Origin of the sequence: Kurthia senegalensis (assembly GCF_000285595.1) — a bacterium.
In the GTDB taxonomy this organism is placed as follows: Bacteria; Bacillota; Bacilli; order Bacillales_A; family Planococcaceae; genus Kurthia; species Kurthia senegalensis.
The window spans coordinates 611,160-627,987 of sequence record NZ_HE611064.1; the positions used below are offsets into that span (position 1 = coordinate 611,160).

At 38.5% G+C, this 16,828-nt stretch carries 17 protein-coding genes; 6 read left to right on the top strand and 11 right to left on the bottom strand.

Annotated features, from left to right (window positions below; translation table 11 throughout):
• Window positions 1–87: 87 nt before the first annotated feature.
• Window positions 88–285 carry a hypothetical protein gene (locus KSHG_RS03385; RefSeq protein WP_010301843.1) on the bottom strand — a complete coding sequence of 66 codons (198 nt, stop codon included), beginning with the start codon at window positions 283–285 and terminating at the stop codon, window positions 88–90.
• Window positions 286–434: 149 nt separating this feature from the next.
• On the opposite strand from KSHG_RS03385, the gene KSHG_RS03390 reads away from it, so the two are divergent.
• Entirely contained in the window at window positions 435–1,067 is a 633-nt protein-coding gene (locus KSHG_RS03390; protein ID WP_010301845.1) for a YktB family protein, read from the top strand.
• Window positions 1,068–1,274: 207 nt separating this feature from the next.
• Window positions 1,275–1,397: a hypothetical protein gene (locus KSHG_RS18920; RefSeq protein WP_261797751.1), complete on the top strand. Its 123-nt coding sequence runs from the start codon at window positions 1,275–1,277 to the stop codon at window positions 1,395–1,397.
• A 335-nt stretch (window positions 1,398–1,732) separates the two neighbouring features.
• Here the strand turns inward: KSHG_RS18920 and KSHG_RS03405 are convergent, their stop codons facing one another.
• From KSHG_RS03405 to KSHG_RS03420, 4 genes are all read right to left on the bottom strand, one after another.
• On the bottom strand, window positions 1,733–2,023 hold the full coding sequence (locus tag KSHG_RS03405) for a UPF0223 family protein (RefSeq protein ID WP_010301847.1): 291 nt from the start codon (window positions 2,021–2,023) through the stop codon (window positions 1,733–1,735).
• 44 nt (window positions 2,024–2,067) lie between these two features.
• A complete protein-coding gene (locus KSHG_RS03410) occupies window positions 2,068–2,745 on the bottom strand; it encodes an LrgB family protein (protein WP_010301850.1) in 678 nt (225 codons plus the stop codon).
• Window positions 2,732–3,097: a CidA/LrgA family protein gene (locus KSHG_RS03415; RefSeq protein ID WP_010301853.1), complete on the bottom strand. Its 366-nt coding sequence runs from the start codon at window positions 3,095–3,097 to the stop codon at window positions 2,732–2,734. Before KSHG_RS03415 ends, KSHG_RS03410 begins: the two co-directional genes overlap by 14 nt.
• 146 nt (window positions 3,098–3,243) lie before the next feature.
• Window positions 3,244–6,366 (bottom strand): efflux RND transporter permease subunit, encoded by a 3,123-nt coding sequence (locus KSHG_RS03420; protein WP_010301856.1) that lies wholly within the window; start codon window positions 6,364–6,366, stop codon window positions 3,244–3,246.
• A 135-nt stretch (window positions 6,367–6,501) separates the two neighbouring features.
• Here KSHG_RS03420 and KSHG_RS03425 point away from each other — a divergent pair, with 135 nt between their 5' ends.
• The gene (locus KSHG_RS03425) at window positions 6,502–7,341 is read left to right on the top strand and encodes a TetR/AcrR family transcriptional regulator (RefSeq protein ID WP_147630479.1); all 840 of its coding nucleotides are present in this window, start codon (window positions 6,502–6,504) and stop codon (window positions 7,339–7,341) included.
• Window positions 7,342–7,450: 109 nt separating this feature from the next.
• Here the strand turns inward: KSHG_RS03425 and KSHG_RS18240 are convergent, their stop codons facing one another.
• The 5 genes from KSHG_RS18240 to pdhA all read right to left on the bottom strand — a co-directional run bounded on the left by KSHG_RS18240 (window position 7,451) and on the right by pdhA (window position 12,783).
• Window positions 7,451–7,624: a hypothetical protein gene (locus KSHG_RS18240; RefSeq protein WP_154646870.1), complete on the bottom strand. Its 174-nt coding sequence runs from the start codon at window positions 7,622–7,624 to the stop codon at window positions 7,451–7,453.
• A 287-nt stretch (window positions 7,625–7,911) separates the two neighbouring features.
• The gene (lpdA, locus tag KSHG_RS03435; RefSeq protein ID WP_010301860.1) at window positions 7,912–9,327 is read right to left on the bottom strand and encodes a dihydrolipoyl dehydrogenase; all 1,416 of its coding nucleotides are present in this window, start codon (window positions 9,325–9,327) and stop codon (window positions 7,912–7,914) included.
• 3 nt (window positions 9,328–9,330) lie between these two features.
• Window positions 9,331–10,638, bottom strand: a complete 1,308-nt coding sequence (locus KSHG_RS03440; RefSeq protein WP_010301862.1) for a dihydrolipoamide acetyltransferase family protein — start codon at window positions 10,636–10,638, stop codon at window positions 9,331–9,333.
• A gap of 48 nt (window positions 10,639–10,686) precedes the next feature.
• On the bottom strand, window positions 10,687–11,664 hold the full coding sequence (locus KSHG_RS03445; protein WP_010301863.1) for an alpha-ketoacid dehydrogenase subunit beta: 978 nt from the start codon (window positions 11,662–11,664) through the stop codon (window positions 10,687–10,689).
• Between the two features lie 3 nt (window positions 11,665–11,667).
• On the bottom strand, window positions 11,668–12,783 hold the full coding sequence (gene pdhA, locus KSHG_RS03450; RefSeq protein WP_010301866.1) for a pyruvate dehydrogenase (acetyl-transferring) E1 component subunit alpha: 1,116 nt from the start codon (window positions 12,781–12,783) through the stop codon (window positions 11,668–11,670).
• A gap of 334 nt (window positions 12,784–13,117) precedes the next feature.
• Here pdhA and def point away from each other — a divergent pair, with 334 nt between their 5' ends.
• The gene (def, locus tag KSHG_RS03455) at window positions 13,118–13,669 is read left to right on the top strand and encodes a peptide deformylase (protein WP_010301869.1); all 552 of its coding nucleotides are present in this window, start codon (window positions 13,118–13,120) and stop codon (window positions 13,667–13,669) included.
• Between the two features lie 54 nt (window positions 13,670–13,723).
• On the opposite strand, the gene KSHG_RS03460 is transcribed toward def, so the two are convergent.
• On the bottom strand, window positions 13,724–14,503 hold the full coding sequence (locus KSHG_RS03460; RefSeq protein WP_010301872.1) for a Cof-type HAD-IIB family hydrolase: 780 nt from the start codon (window positions 14,501–14,503) through the stop codon (window positions 13,724–13,726).
• A gap of 365 nt (window positions 14,504–14,868) precedes the next feature.
• Here KSHG_RS03460 and KSHG_RS03465 point away from each other — a divergent pair, with 365 nt between their 5' ends.
• Together KSHG_RS03465 and rnjA are read left to right on the top strand one after the other, a co-directional pair.
• On the top strand, window positions 14,869–15,081 hold the full coding sequence (locus KSHG_RS03465; RefSeq protein ID WP_010301875.1) for a DNA-dependent RNA polymerase subunit epsilon: 213 nt from the start codon (window positions 14,869–14,871) through the stop codon (window positions 15,079–15,081).
• On the top strand, window positions 15,082–16,749 hold the full coding sequence (gene rnjA, locus KSHG_RS03470; protein WP_010301879.1) for a ribonuclease J1: 1,668 nt from the start codon (window positions 15,082–15,084) through the stop codon (window positions 16,747–16,749).
• The last annotated feature ends 79 nt before the right edge of the window (window positions 16,750–16,828 follow it).

Here is a 16,828-nt window from a genome sequence, read left to right on the forward strand (position 1 = left end):
TAACATTCTTTTCATTCAGTATAACAAAAAACACCCGTCACTTAGGAACTAAGTACACAGGTGTTTCAAAAAAATATGAGATTCTTATCAAGCGAATGCATGGAATGCCTCCAATTCCGAATGAATTTCACTCAGTCTCTTTTTGCTCTGTATCATTTGTTTCTCATCTTTATCCGTCATCGCATCGTACAATGTAATTAATTCGTAATCAAGTTCTAACTTTAAACCATTAATATAATTTCGTTCAAAATCTGTCTTTCGAACCATGTTCATTAACTGTTTCATCTTGATCATCTCCTTAATAATTATCGAGGTCATCAAGAACTTTCTTTGAAGTTTAAACTTTCTAGATGTGTGTAAGCTCTTGTAGAAGAATTTTTCCCGTATTTCAGTTAAACTAAACATATATATTTTTACAACAATGGAGGATTTTCATGACACTCGTTCAATGGTCAGATCAAGATTTTAATGTTTTCACAATCAATGGATTAGAACCTCGTATGACGGCACTAATCGATATCGTACGTCCTAAATTCAATCAATTAGGAGAATCATTTTCTAACTATTTCACCGTACAATTAGAACAAGAATTTTTCCCACACGTTGCGAAACATGCGCGTCGAAAAGTGAACCCACCGAACGATAGTTGGGTCGCTTTTGCCCCTAACAAACGTGGCTACAAAGCGATGCCTCATTTCCAAATCGGTTTATTCGAAAGCCACCTCTTCATTAATTTAGCGGTCATTTATGAAGCCCCAAATAAAAATGAAATGGCACAACGTTTAATGGATGCTCCTGCTTTATTCGAGGAACTACCAGAAGACTTTTACGTTGCTGGCGATCACATGTCAGATGCGACGATTTCTTTAAAAGAGGCACGTCATAACGATGATATTCCTCGCTTACTAACACGCTTACAAAACGTTAAAAAAGGCGAGTTCATTATCGGCAAAACAATCGATCGTGACGTTGCCGTTAAGTTAACTGCAGAACAATTCGACCAAGAAGTTGAAAAAACGTTCGCTGCATTGCTACCGATTTATAAAACGATGGTACATCACTCATAACTAAGCGTCACATAAAAAAAGAAGCTGCTTAAAGGAACGGACCTAAAATCTGAGACAACATAAAAATAAAAAGACACTTTCAAAAGTATCAAATCTTTGGAAGTGTTTTTTGATGAAAAAAATATTCATACGAAACAAAAAGGAAAGTGATGAAGATAAAATGATGAACGTATGTGGAAGTAAGAATGACGGTCAATTTATCAGTAGGTGAAGTGGTATAAAAAAGGGGAGTTACGTCGTTTACAACAACTAATCGGTAAACAAGATCGGATCGGAAAAGGACTGTTTGAAGAAAAATTAATTGAAACATTCCATGCCATGCCAGCTTAACGTGCGAAACATTTGATGTTGAATAGCTTTTGAGAACAACGAATGACATTGTCGTTCAAACCGTTCAAGCATACATCAACTACTGTACGAATACTCGGATTTTAGCAAAGTAAAACCATCTTTCTCCAGTACAATACCGGAAAAAGATGGTTCAATAAAAATTTGACGGCGACTCCTAGGGGAAAAGCATGAGCAGAAGACCCCAGCAGTGAGCTTGCGAGCGAGGAGGATTCTGCCATGCCCCAGGAAAGCGTCCGTCACATTTAGCTTAAAAGAAGCATCTTTTTCACTGTCTCACTTTCATGGGTCAGTTCCTAAAGGCAGCTTCTTTTTGTTTAACGACGTTTTTGTTTTACTTCGCCACGAATAATCGCTTTTGCAGGTGCTTCTTTTGCTTTTTTCACAACTTGATAAGCACCGTAACCACTATCACGTTCAAATTCACGACAGTACGTTTTTTCCTCAGACATCGCAGGTACGATTTCTTTAAAGCGACGATGTGTATTTAAAAGCACTTCTCGTTTCACGCCTTTTTCGTAAGCTGTTTCAACAGCTTGGAAAAAGGCAATCACGTCTACGATTTCTTGAGAAGACCAATCCAATGAAAATGGATATGAATATTCCATGTAAATTCCCTACTTTCACAAACATAGTACAGCTATTGTACACGTTAAAAGAGCAACCAAGCAACAATCGGACAAACGATCGCACCTAATATTGCACTGAGCGTCATCGATACAGAACCGATTGACAACGTTTTTTCACCGTATTCCGTCAATTTACTCACGCCAATTCCGTGTGAAGCACTCCCCATTGCAACGCCGCGACTCACAGGAGAATCAATGTTGAATTTTCGGTAGATGATCGGTCCAAAAATAGCGCCTAAAATACCTGCAACGATGACGAAAAATACGGTAAATTGTGGGATTCCACCAATCGCATCACTTATTTGAAGAGCAACGGGTGACGTAATGGATTTCGGTAAATAACTAAGTTTTACGTCCGTCTTTAAACCAACTGCCCACGCAAGAAATAAAATGCTCGCCATGCCAGTCGCCATCGCAATAGCAACGCAACTTAAAATGATTTTACGGTTTTTCATAATCGTTTGCCACTGCGTATACAAAGGATATGCCATCGCAACGACTGCTGGACCGAGCAGCCAGTTAATCCATCGACCGCCTTCCATATACGTATCGTACGGAATATCAAGCAGAACGAGCAAGACAATTAAGCAAATCGTAGATGTCAAAATGGGAAACAAAAAAGAAATATTCGACCGTTTGTAAAGCCACGTCATGAAATAAAAAATACCGATTGTTAGTACGAGCATACTAAGTGTCATCATGTTGACGTGCCTCCATTCTCATCGCAATCTTTCCTGTCAATGTGAGTGTAAACAACGTGCTAATAGCTAAAATAACAACGAGTAAAATGCCATAACCAGATAAAAGTTCCGGATAATTCATAATACCAACGGTCGCTGGAATGAATAATAACGTCAAAATAGAAATTAAAAATCCTGCACCATCTTTTATAAAACTTTCGCGAATTACACCTGTTAATAAACAAATTAACAGCAATAATAAACCGATAATACTTCCTGGAAGTGGTAAATGCGTCCAATCAACAATCCACGTTCCAATAAGTGTAAATAAATAAAGAACCCCTATTTGTAAAATGATTCGAATTACTTTCATCCCCTCACCCCTTTCCAATTATTGTATATTTAACCGAATATTCTGTCTACGTTCTTTCCTCCTTATTTCACTACGAAAAATAGGTGCATTCATACAAAAAAAGACTTCGACTAGTTCATTGAGCTAGTCGAAGCCTTTTCATTTACTTACACATCTTTATTTTCATGTGCACGATCTTTTTTCATTAATTTTGATAACAGTTCGTATACGAGTGGCACGATGATCAATGTTAAAACAGTTGAACTGATTAAACCACCGATTACCGTAATCCCCATCCCTTTCGAAATAAGTCCTGCACCTTCTCCACCAATTGCTAATGGAATCAAGGCCCCAATCGTTGCGATTGCTGTCATTAAAATCGGACGTAAACGAGTAGCCCCCGCTTCTAAAATCGCTTCACGTAATGACATACCATCGTGTTCCATATGAATAATACGGTCTACGAGAACGATGGCATTCGTTACGACGATTCCGACGAGCATAAGTAACCCGATTAAAGAAGATACGCTAATCGTTTCTCCTGCAATCCAAAGTGCTACTAATGCGCCGATTACTGTAAATGGTAATGAGAATAAAATAGCAAATGGCGCTAAGCCTTCACCGAATGTAACAACGAGTAGGAAGTATACGATTGCAATCGCTGCGATAATCGCAATTCCTAACTTGAAGAAGGCGTCAGAAATATCTTCTGTTACACCACCTGTATCGATTGTTACACCATTTGGCACGTCAATTTTATCAATTTTTTCTTGAACAGCATTCGAAACTTTCGTTACATTTTTATCTTTAGAAGTAGCTGTGACTGTCGCATAATATTTCCCACCGTTACGAGAAATTTCTGTGTACGTTTTATCTTCTTTCACATTGACTACTTCGCTTAATTTCACTTTTTCACCAGTCGGTGTTGTGATTTTTTCATTTAACACTTTTTCAAACGTATCTGGATTCGTAATATCTGATGTGATTTCAACATCAATTTCTTTTCCATCTTGTTCGACAGTCGTTAACGTTGTCGCTTGAACGTTCGGGTTAATCGCCATCGCAATTTGACCTGTCGTTAAGCCTAATTCATTCGCACGTTTTTGATCAACGACTAATGTTTTTTCATCGTACTGATCTGATAATGAAGATTTCGCATCTTTCAATGAATCATTGTCATTTAAAATGGCTGTAATTTCATTGATAACCGGGCGCATATCTTCGATTGTATTGCCGTAAACAGAATAGGATAATTCGTTATTTGAAGAGCCAGTAAAGTTTTGTTCTTTCCATTCACCAGCTTGTTCTACTTCTTTGATTTCTTTCACGAGTTTTTCTTTTTTCGTTGCGAAATCTTTCGTATCTGGGTCATAAATGATGTACATTAGAGCGCCGTTTCCGCCGCCACCCATCATCGGATTAGAGCCACCAATTGACGTTTGAATCGTATCGATGTCTTTGTTTTTCTTCACGACATCTTCTACTTTCGCAACATCTTCAACGACTTGCTCACGTGTTTGACCTGCTTTCGGTGTGTACGTTACGTATGCCATTTTTTGTTCGTCATCTGGTAAGAAACTAAAGCCGACAAGTGGTGTTAAGAATAAACTAGCAGCTAATACAACGACCGAAGCGATTGCCGTAATCCATTTATGTCCTAGCACCCACGTAAGAACGGATTTGTACCATGTAGCCAGTTTTCCGTGTTCTTCTTTTTTATGTGCGCGTTCCGATGGCTCTTTATACAATTCTTTTTTGAATAATGTATGTGCCAATACAGGAACGACCGTGATTGCAACAATTAATGAAGCGAATAGCGCAAATGCCATCGTTAATGCGAATGGTAAAAATAATTCACCAACCATGCCACCTACTAATGCAACTGGTAAGAATACTGCTACCGTTACGAGTGTAGACGCTAAAATCGGTTTAAACATTTCAAGTGTTGCTTCACGAATTAACGTACGTCCACTTTGTTTTTCTGTTTGTGAATACAAGCGTCGATAAATATTTTCTACGACGACAATAGAGTCATCAATTACCCGCCCAATCGCAACGGTCATCGCACCAAGTGTCATCATATTTAACGTAATATCTAATTGTTTCAAGAAAATAATCGCAATTAATAATGATAATGGAATCGAAATAATCGAAATGATTGTTGAACGAATATTTCTTAGGAATAGCATGATGATGATTACAGCCGCAATCGCACCGAACAATGCTTTTTCGAGCATCGTATTAACCGATTTCTCGATTGGCTCGCCTTGGTCAAGCGTCACATCAATTTTAATTCCTTTATTTTCATCTTCAAATTTCTTCGCTGCATCTTTAACATCTTGTACGACATCTACCGTGTTCGCATCTTGTGCTTTTACGGCTTGAACAGCAATCGCATCTTCTCCATTCGTACGAGAAATCGATTCAACTTCCCCTACAAGTTTCAATTCAGCAATATCTTTTAATTTTACTGTTTTCGGTTCTAGTGATGCACTTGTTGCACTACCCATTGCTGCAGCCGCAGCTTCTGCTGATACGGCTGCACTTGCTTGAACCGGAATTTCAAGATTTTCTAATTTTTTCATCGTTGTCATTTTACCGTCGACAACAACAGACTGTTCTGAGTCTTTGAATTCAAACATACCAAGCGGTGCTTTCGTGTCCATCCCTTGAACGTATTGTTTAACCGAATCTTCTGTTAAACCATTTTTTTGTAACTCTTTATCGTTAAAGCGAAGTTCAACTTTTTTCACTTGTTGTCCTGATAAAGAGACAGATGATACACCGTCAAGCTGTTCGATTTTCGGTTGTAAATAATCTTCTACCGTCTTCGTAAGCTCTGCAATATCTTGATTGCTAGACGATACGCTTAACGCAACGACCGGGAACGCATTTAATGATAAACGATCAATCGTTGGCGCTTGTGCCGTATCAGGTAATTCTACCTTCTCAAGCGCTTCTTTAATACTTTGACGCGCTTCTTGCATATCTTGACCATATTCAAACTCTACTTGAATATTCGACATATTCGAATATGAATTTGACGTAACGGTTTTGACGCCTTCCAAATTGGCAACCGCTTTTTCATAAGGTGTCGATACATCTTTTTCTACTTGTGTTGGAGTTGCCCCTGGATATGTAGTCGATATCGAAATCATTGGAACTGTAATATCAGGGATTGATTCCATCTTCATCTTTAATCCTGCATAAACACCTGCGCATGCTAAAATAATCGTCATTAGCCATACCGCTAGTTTGTTTTTCAGAATAAATTTGACAAAATCATTCACGAGAACACCGCCTTTTTCTTCTTTTATTGACTATACGAAAGCCATTTACTATAATTATGACCAATTAGTCATCTAACGTTTATCTTAGTGACCGGAAAGTCAAAAGTCAATTCATTAGGAAGGGGAATTTCAAAATTGTCTAAAAGAGAGTTTATTATGCAGCAAGCGAAAGAGCTTTTCATCACAAAAGGTGTTGATCAGACATCAATTGAAGACATTACGAAAGCGTGTGAAATTTCAAAGGGAGCTTTCTATTTAAGCTTTAAATCAAAAGATGATTTATTAATCTCTCTCCTTGATCAATTAATTCGTTCTGTCGTCCTCGATATCCAAGAGCTAGATGAGGAAACCATTCCACCTAGACAAAAGCTCATTACGTATTGCACAAAACAATTTACAATATTAGAGGAAAACATCCCATTAGTTATTACCTCATTACAGTCCGGCTCGAAACATATTAATCACGCTTTCTTCGAACATTTACAACAATTTGCACTACACATAAATAATTGGATTTTTTCAATTTTAAAGCAATATTATCCAACCGTTGCTGATGAAAAAATATATGAGGGGTTCATTTATTTAAATGGTCTCATAAAAGGCTACAGTGACTTCTTTTATCAACATCAAATTCGCTTTGATTTCGAGAAGATTAGCGAGCAAATTGTCGACTGTTTAGACTTACTGATTGCCGCACCGCTCCCCACTAATATTACGAAAGAAATGTTCGAGTCTTCTACGAGTTGCGTACCACGCAGTCCAAAGTCGACGCGCGTGTTAATTGAAGAAGAACTCATACGGTGCCGTAGCATCTTCTTAGAGCAACCGTTTTACATAGACAGCTTATCTCTTATCGAAATGGAATTGCAGCGAGAAAAGCCTCGACAAGCGATACTACAAGGTATGATTCACAACTTAAGTCATGAAAAAGAATGTAAATGGCTGATCCTTTTACTCAAACAATTATTTTTATAAAAAAACATCGCCGCTTCTTTACTGAAGACGACGATGTTTTTTTATTTACATAGTACTAGTTGCTTTCACAATAAATGCTTCGACTACTGTTATATGAAGTTAACATGTATTAATTATTCGCTTTCTTTTTTGCCCATACGATGCGCCAGCCGAATGCTACAGCTAAAACAAGAAGCCATACGAGTAAAATACCAGTGTTTTGGAACTTAGCTGTAAAGAATGTCACGACAAATGTAAGCACAGCAATGACAACAAATAATAAAGCTAATTTTTTTCCACTCATGAAAATCTCCTCCTAAAATACGTTCGCAACGTATGCGCAACGCATATTTCACAAAAATGCACGATGCATCTTCTAAAGTATATCCTCGCTCATTTTAGCAGAAAAAGAAAAGAAAGTTAACGCTCAACGAAATTGTTACGAAAATTGTCCAATTTCGTCCATAACTCCTCACAAATCATTGAACAATTTTAAACATTGTTCTTTTCTACCTCCACTAAACGATTATTTACATTACAAAAAAAGCCCTGAAAATCCATTGATTTTCAAGGCTTCTTCATTAGATAAAATTATTTTTTACCTAAGATGTGGATTGGGTTACCAAGAGCTACTTCTGCAGCTTCCATTGTAATTTCCCCTAAAGTTGGGTGAGCATGGATTGTCATAGCGATATCTTCTAAAGTCATGCCGCCTTCAATAGCAGTAGCCATTTCTGCGATCATGTCAGAAGCACCAACACCAACAATTTGAGCACCGATTAATAAACCGTCTTCTTTGCGGCCAACAAGTTTAACAAAACCTTCTGTTTCGTTAAGAGCTAATGCACGACCATTTGCGCCGAATGGGAATTTACCAGTAACTACTTCGAAACCTTCAGCTTTTGCTTCTTCTTCATTTAAGCCAACAGTAGCCATTTCTGGATCTGTGAAGCATACAGCTGGGATTGCTAAGTAATCAACGATTGATTTTTCGCCAGCAATTGCTTCAGCAGCTACTTTACCTTCGTAAGAAGCTTTGTGAGCTAATTGTAAACCTGGTACGATATCACCGATTGCATAGATGTTTTCTACAGACGTACGACCTTGTTTATCAACTTTTAATAAACCGCGTTCGCCGAATTCAACGCCTACTTCTTCAAGACCCATATCGCCAGTGTTTGGACGACGACCGACAGTTACTAATACGTAATCCGCTTCAATAGATTTTGCTTCGCCAGCTACTTCGTATTTTACAGTAACGCCAGTTTCTGTTTCTTCAACGCCTTGAGCAAGTGCGCCAACTTCAACAGTAACGCCTTTTTTCTTAAGACCTTTTTTAACGATTTGAGTCATCGCTTTTTCGAAACCTGCTAAGATGTCTTTGCCGCCTTCAAGGATTGTTACTTCAGAACCTAGGTTAGCGTAAGCAGAACCTAGTTCAGTACCGATGTAACCGCCACCAATTACGACTAATTTGCCTGGTAATTCAGTAAGGTTTAAAGCACCTGTAGAGTTAAGAACACGTTTAGAGAATTTGAAAGTTGGAATTTCCACTGGACGTGAACCTGTTGCTAAAATTAAGTTTTTGAAGTTGTAATGTTTTGAACCGTCTTCAGTAGCTACTGTTAATGAGTTTGCAGAGTTGATGTATGCTTCACCCATAACGACTTCAATACCATTACCTTTTAATAAACCAGAAACACCGCCAGTTAATTTTTTAACGACGCTTTCTTTGAATGCTTGTGCTTTAGCGAAGTCTAATTTAACTTCTGAAGCGATTACACCCATATCTTCTGATTCTTTAGCATGTACATAGCGGTGACCTACTGAGATCATTGCTTTTGAAGGAATACAACCAACGTTTAAGCAAACGCCACCTACGTATTCTTTTTCAATAACTGTAACTTTTTGACCTAATTGTGCTGCGCGAATTGCGGCTACGTATCCACCAGGACCCGCACCAATTACGACTGTATCTGTTTCGATTGGGAAATCTCCTACTACCATTTTTTATGCCTCCATTAATAATAATTCAGGATCACTTAGTAAACGCTTGATTGTATTCATAGCGTTTTGAGCAGTAACCCCGTCAATCATGCGATGATCAAAGCTCAATGATAATGCTAACACAGATGCGGCTACAATTTCACCATTTTTAATGACTGGTTTTTCTGCAATACGACCTACGCCTAGAATTGCAACTTCTGGATGGTTAATTACTGGTGTGAACCATTGACCGCCCGCTGAACCAATATTAGAAATTGAGCATGATGCACCTTTCATCTCATTCGATGATAGTTTACCATTTCTCGCTTTGTCTGCCAATTCGTTAATTTCATTCGAAATAGCGAAGACCGATTTACGATCTGCATTTTTGACAACTGGAACGAGTAGACCACGTTCCGTGTCTGCTGCTATACCAATATTATAATAATGTTTCGTAATAATTTCCTCTGTTTCGTCATCAAACGAGCAATTTAATGCAGGGAACTCGCGTAAAGCACTCACAAGAGCCTTCACAACATATGGAAGGTACGTTAATTTAATACCTTTCGCTGCTGCAACTTCTTTGAATTTTTTACGGTGTGCAACAAGTGCTGTCACATCGACTTCATCCATTAAAGTTACGTGTGGTGCTGTATGTTTAGAGTTCACCATTGCTTTTGCAATCATGCGGCGCATAGAAGAAATTTTCTCACGTGTTTCTGGGAATTCGCCTTCTGAAACGACCGGTGCTTGCACTTTTTCCGTTGTGCTTTGTTCAGATGATACAGCTTCTTCTTGTGGTGCTTCTTGTTGTTGACCACCATTTTTGAATGATTCGATATCTTCTTTTAAGACGCGACCATTTTTACCTGTACCTGTCACTAATGAAATGTCTACATCATTTTGGCGAGCGAATTTGCGAACAGAAGGCATCGCAATAATGCGTTTCGTTGAAGAAGGAGCTTCTTCTTTCGGTTCTTCTTTCACTTCTTCTTTCGGTTCTTCTTTCACTTCTGCTTTTGGTTCTTCTTTTACTTCTTCTTTCGGTGCTTCTTCGTCGTCTTTATGACCATGAAGTTCAAGATCTTCGTATCCTGGTGCATCGATTTCAAGTAAAACAGTCCCTACAGTTGTTAATGTACCTTCTTCTACGAGTACTTTTTCAATCGTACCTTCTACTGGAGATGGGATTTCTACAACTGCTTTATCGTTTTGTACTTCTGCTAAAATTGTATCTTCTTCGATTTTATCTCCTGGTTTTACGAACCATTTAATAATTTCACCTTCGTGAATACCTTCACCAATGTCTGGTAAGCGGAATTTATAAGCCATAATAAGTTACCCTCCTACTGAATATTCGTTGTCTATGTTGTGGAACAATTAGAATTCTAGAACTTTTTTCGCAGTTTCAATAACATCTTTATAGTTTGGTAACCATACTGATTCTGCTTGTGGGAATGGATAAATCGTATCCGGTGCAGCAACGCGTAGAACAGGTGCTTCTAATGAAAGAATCGCACGTTCGTTAATTTCTGCTACAACAGTTGCAGCAACACCGGCTTGTTTTTGTGCTTCTTGTACGACAATCGCACGGTTTGTTTTTTCAACAGATGCGATGATCGTGTCGATATCTAATGGAGAAATTGTACGTAAGTCAATAACTTCCACAGAGTGACCTTCTTTTTCTAATTCTTCCGCTGCTTTTAATGATTCGTGAACCATTGCACCGTAAGTAATAATTGAAAGGTCTGTTCCTTCACGTTTCACGTCTGCTTTACCTAGTTCAATTGCGTATGCTTCTTCTGGCACTTCTTCACGGAATGAACGGTAAAGTTTTAAGTGTTCTAAGAAAACAACTGGGTCATTATCGCGAATAGAAGCGATTAATAAACCTTTTGCATCGTAAGGAGTTGATGGTACGACTACTTTTAAGCCTGGTTGTTGTGCAACAAGACCTTCTAAGCTATCTGAGTGCATTTCAGGTGTATGCACACCACCACCGAATGGAGAACGAATCGTTACAGGTGCGCTTAAGTTGCCACCTGAACGGTAACGAAGTCGTGCTAATTGGCCAGAAATTGAATCCATTACTTCATAAACGAAACCGAAGAATTGAATTTCAGGAACCGGGCGGAAGCCTTCAAGTGCTAAACCGATTGCTAAACCACCAATACCTGATTCTGCAAGTGGTGTATCAAATACACGATCCTCACCGAATTCTTTTTGAAGACCTTCTGTTGCACGGAATACCCCGCCGTTTACACCGACGTCCTCACCGAAAACTAATACGTTCTCGTTGTCTTTTAATTCACAACGAAGTGCGTCTGTAATTGCTTGAATCATCGTCATTTGTGCCATCGGTTATTTCGACTCCTTCTCTGCATAAATTTTCAATTGTTCTTTCAAGTTAGAAGGCATGCTACCTTCGTCATGCATAATATTAATTAAGTCCGTTACTTTTTGTTTCGGAACGCTATCTGCTTCTTTAATTGCTGCTTTAATTTGCTCTTTTGCATCTTCAATAACAGCTTCTTCTTTCGTTTGATCCCATAATCCTTTTGCTTCTAAATATTTACGGAAGCGTACGACTGGATCTTTTTTACCCCATTCTTCATCTGTTTCAGAAGTACGGTAACGAGTTGGGTCATCCCCAGCCATCGTATGTGGACCGTAACGGTAACATACTGTTTCAATTAAAGTAGGTCCTTCGCCTTTAACTGCACGTTCACGCGCATCGCGAGTTGCCATATAAACAGCAAGTGGATCCATACCATCAACTTGAATGCTCGGAATACCTGCTGCGATACCTTTTTGCGCTAATGTCGTCGCACCTGTTTGTAAGTGACGAGGTGTAGAAATAGCAAATTGGTTATTTTGAATAATAAAGATTGCTGGAGATTTGAACGCACTCGCAAAGTTAATTCCTTCGTAGAAGTCCCCTTGTGAAGAACCGCCATCACCTGTATACGTTACGGCAACTGCTTCTTTACCACGTTTTTGTAAGCCGAGTGCAACACCTGCTGTTTGAACGTATTGTGCCCCAATAATAATTTGTGGTGACAACACATTCACACCTTCAGGAGATTGACCACCTGCAAAGTGACCACGTGACCATAAGAACGCTTGTGATAATGGTACGCCGTGCCAAACGATTTGTGGCACATCACGGTATCCTGGTAAAATCCAATCTTCTTTTTCTAATGCGAAGTGAGAAGCAATTTGAGAAGCTTCTTGTCCAGCAGTCGGTGCGTAGAAACCTAAACGTCCTTGTCTATTTAATGAGATAGAACGTTGATCTAAAATACGTGTAAACACCATACGGCGCATTAATTCTACTAACTCTTCATCCGATAATTTCGGATCAAGTTCGGGATTAACAAGCTCCCCTTCTTCATTTAAAATTTGAACCATTTCAAATTTTGCTTCAATCTCTTCTAAATTTTTTACGGCATCAAATTGTGAATTGTTAACTGTCATTCTCTCACATCTCCTTCATAACTGTATTATTTTTATTTATTTTTTCACTGGTACAACTAACTTATGAACTTAGTATACCGAAACATTTTTCGTTCGTCAACGCTTACATTATCTTGTTTTGTTATTATTTTTCTAAAAGTTCTATAAACTTTTTTCTACCTCTGTATTACATTTATTTATACTTCTGTATTATATCAGGGCATATTTTAATGCATTTTTCACTAATACAGCAGTAGTACACATCGTCGTTTAACTCAAAATGTTCTGTCATTGCACATGTCGTTTTGTCATGTATACTAAAAATATAGATAGAAAATGAAAGGAAGTACGATTCATGATTTTAATGAAAGACATTATTCGTGAAGGACACCCTACTTTACGTCAAAAAGCCACAGAACTAACTTTCCCTTTAACAGCGGAAGAAAAACAATTTGGTGAAGACTTATTACAATTCTTAATCAACAGCCAAGACCCAGAGTTAATGGAGAAATACGAATTACGCTCTGGTATCGGGATTGCTGCCCCACAAGTGAACGTTTCAAAAAGAATGTTTGCACTTCACGTACCAGACGATAAAGGGAATATCGTCAGCATGGTCGTTGTGAATCCTAAAATCGTCAGCCATTCTGTTGAATTAGCTTACTTGCCTGCGGGTGAAGGTTGCTTATCAGTCGATCGTGAAGTTCCAGGATACGTACCTCGTCCACAACGTATTACTGTGAAATATTTTGATTTAGACGGTACGGAGCATAAAGTACGTCTTAAAAACTTGCCTGCAATCGCTTTCCAACATGAACTTGACCATTTAAATGGTGTAATGTTCTACGATCATATTAATAAAGAAAATCCATTTTTCGAAGTAGACAATTCTCACCCACTAGATTAATCGGATAAAACAAAACGGCTCGCCTCTATATATAGAGGCGAGCCGTTTTCATATTTAAATCAATCCTAGTTTTTTCATTGCTTTCGATAAGCCATCTTCATCTACATGATCCGTTACGAACGTCGCCGCTTCTTTCGCTTCTGGGACACCATTGCCCATCGCAACGCTAATACCACGTTCTTTAAACGCCGCCAACATTTCCTGGTCATTTAATCCATCACCAAAAACGACAACGTCTTCCGCTTCATACGGCGTATGTTTTAAAAATTGTTCAATGCCATATGCTTTCGATACGCCTGAATTAATGACATCAATCGAATACTCATGCCAGCGAATAAAATGGAATTCCGGAAAAGCTTCCGCAAATTCGCGTTCACCTTGTTCTCCTGTATAAAGAAGCAATTGATACATTTTCTTCAATTCAAATGCATTCGGTGAAATCGTTGGCATTGGATAATATAAAGAATCCATGCTCACTTGAACTTTTTCCGTATTAATCGTAGAAGTCATTTTTTCATCATCTAAAAAGACGACTGGATAATTGCGCTCTTTTGCCAACTGCACGAAACGCGTCATCGAATCGATTGGAAGTGGGCTCTCTGAAATGATTTTTCCTTTATAAACGACATATTGTCCGTTGAAACTTACATAAGAATCTACTCGTAATTGGGCAGCTACCTCTTCTAAAAAATACGGAGAACGCCCTGTCGCGATGGCAATTTCATGCCCATTTGCACGAGCTTGTTCGATTGCTCGGTGTGTCGCTTCTGGAATTTGCTTGCTCGTATTGTACAATGTACCGTCAATATCAAAAAATAAAATCTTTTTTTTCATTTTCTCGCCCCTTGAAAATATTTTTTACGAATTAAAAGAAATATACCGTCTTACTATTACACGCACAGTTTATCAAAAATACGATAGACCGTACACAATGAGCCTTCCCTACTTGATTATTTACAAAGTGAAAAAACGCTTCCTATCTACTTTGCAAAGCATTTATGACGCGCTCTTTACATATTTTTTGTTTTTATGTATAATCCTCTACTGGAAGATTAGCGAATTCGCTAGAAAAAAAGACGAAAACGTTTCAGTCGCCCTGACCATTTTTATGGAGGGCTTTTCTTTATTTTAAGGAACTAACATGATAATATAAAGGAAATGCAATTATTTTGAACGTATTAAAGGAGAGCTAAAATACAATGATTTACAAAGTTTATTACCAAGAAACAAAGCTTGAAGTACCAGTTCGCGAAAATACTAAGAGCCTATATCTTGAAGCATCAGACGTGCGTGAAGTACGTGCCAAACTTCAAGATCGTGACTACAACATCGAATTAATTCAATTGCTTGAGGGCAACTACCTTGAATATGAACAAGCAAGTGAAAACTACCGTTTGGAGAAATTTGACTAAATGAAATTTGTCAAAAACGACCAAACTGCTGTATTCGCACTCGGCGGACTGGGCGAAATCGGCAAAAATACGTATGCAGTTCAATTCCAAGATGAAATTATCTTAATTGACGCAGGTATTAAATTCCCAGAAGATGATCTTCTAGGAATTGACTACGTAATCCCTGATTACACATATTTAAAACGCAATGTTGATAAAATTAAAGGTTTATTCGTCACACATGGTCACGAAGATCACATCGGTGGTATTCCTTATTTATTACGCCAAATTAACATTCCTGTTTACGGTGGTAAACTTGCGTTAGGTCTATTACGTAACAAATTAGATGAGCATGGCTTGCTACGCTCAACAAAATTAATCGAAATTGAAGAAGATGATGTTATTAAATTCCGTAAAACATCTGTAAGCTTCTTCCGCACTACGCACAGTATTCCAGATGCATACGGAATTGTCGTTAAGACACCCCCTGGTAACATCGTGCATACGGGGGACTTCAAATTTGACTTCACTCCAGTAGGCGAACCTGCAAACATTACGAAAATGGCTGAAATCGGGAAAGAAGGCGTTCTTTGCCTGCTATCTGATAGTACGAACGCTGAGCGTCCCGAATTTACTATGTCAGAACGTAAAGTTGGCGAGTCAATCGATGACATTTTACGCAAAGTAGAAGGTCGTATTATTTTCGCGACTTTCGCATCTAATATTCACCGCTTAAAACAAGTGACAGACGCTGCAGCAGCACATGGTCGTAAAGTTGCTGTATTCGGTCGAAGCATGGATAATGCTATTACGATCGGTCGCGAACTTGGATACATTACAGCACCGAAAGAAACTTTCGTAGATGCTCAAATGATCAATCGTTTACCTGCAAACGAAGTAATGATTCTTTGCACAGGTTCACAAGGTGAACCGATGGCCGCATTATCTCGTATTGCAAACGGTACACACCGTCAAATTCAAATTCAACCAGATGATACAGTCGTATTCTCTTCTTCACCAATCCCTGGTAACACAACAAGCGTTAATAAAATTATTAACTTGCTATACCGTGCTGGTGCTGAAGTGATTCATGGTTCACTTAACAATATCCATACGTCTGGTCACGGTTCTCAACAAGAACAAAAATTAATGCTTCGCTTAATCAAACCTAAATTCTTCATGCCAATTCACGGTGAATACCGCATGTTACGCATGCACGGGAATTTAGCTGAAGATTGTGATGTCCTTCATGAAAATATTTTCACGATGGAAAATGGTGATGTCCTTGCATTAAGTTCTGATTCAGCACACATTGCTGGTCGTATCCCATCTGGAGATGTTTACATCGATGGTAACGGGATTGGAGATATCGGAAACATCGTATTACGCGATCGTCGCATTCTTTCTGAAGAAGGTCTCGTAATCGTCGTAGTAAGTATCGATATGAATACGAAGCGTATCGTTTCTGGTCCAGACATTATTTCACGCGGTTTCGTTTACATGCGTGAATCAGGCTCTATGATTAATGAAGCACAACAAATGTTAAATAGACATTTACACAGCTCATTACAAGACAAAGTGCCACAATGGTCTGAACTTAAAAACGAAATTACGGATGTATTAACACCGTACTTATACGAAAAAACAAAACGTCGTCCAATGGTCTTACCGATCATCATGGAAGTCTGATTATAAGAAAAGACGAAGGAATAAATTCCTTCGTCTTTTTTATTGCAATAAAATAATACAAAGCCTCGAAATGATCGAG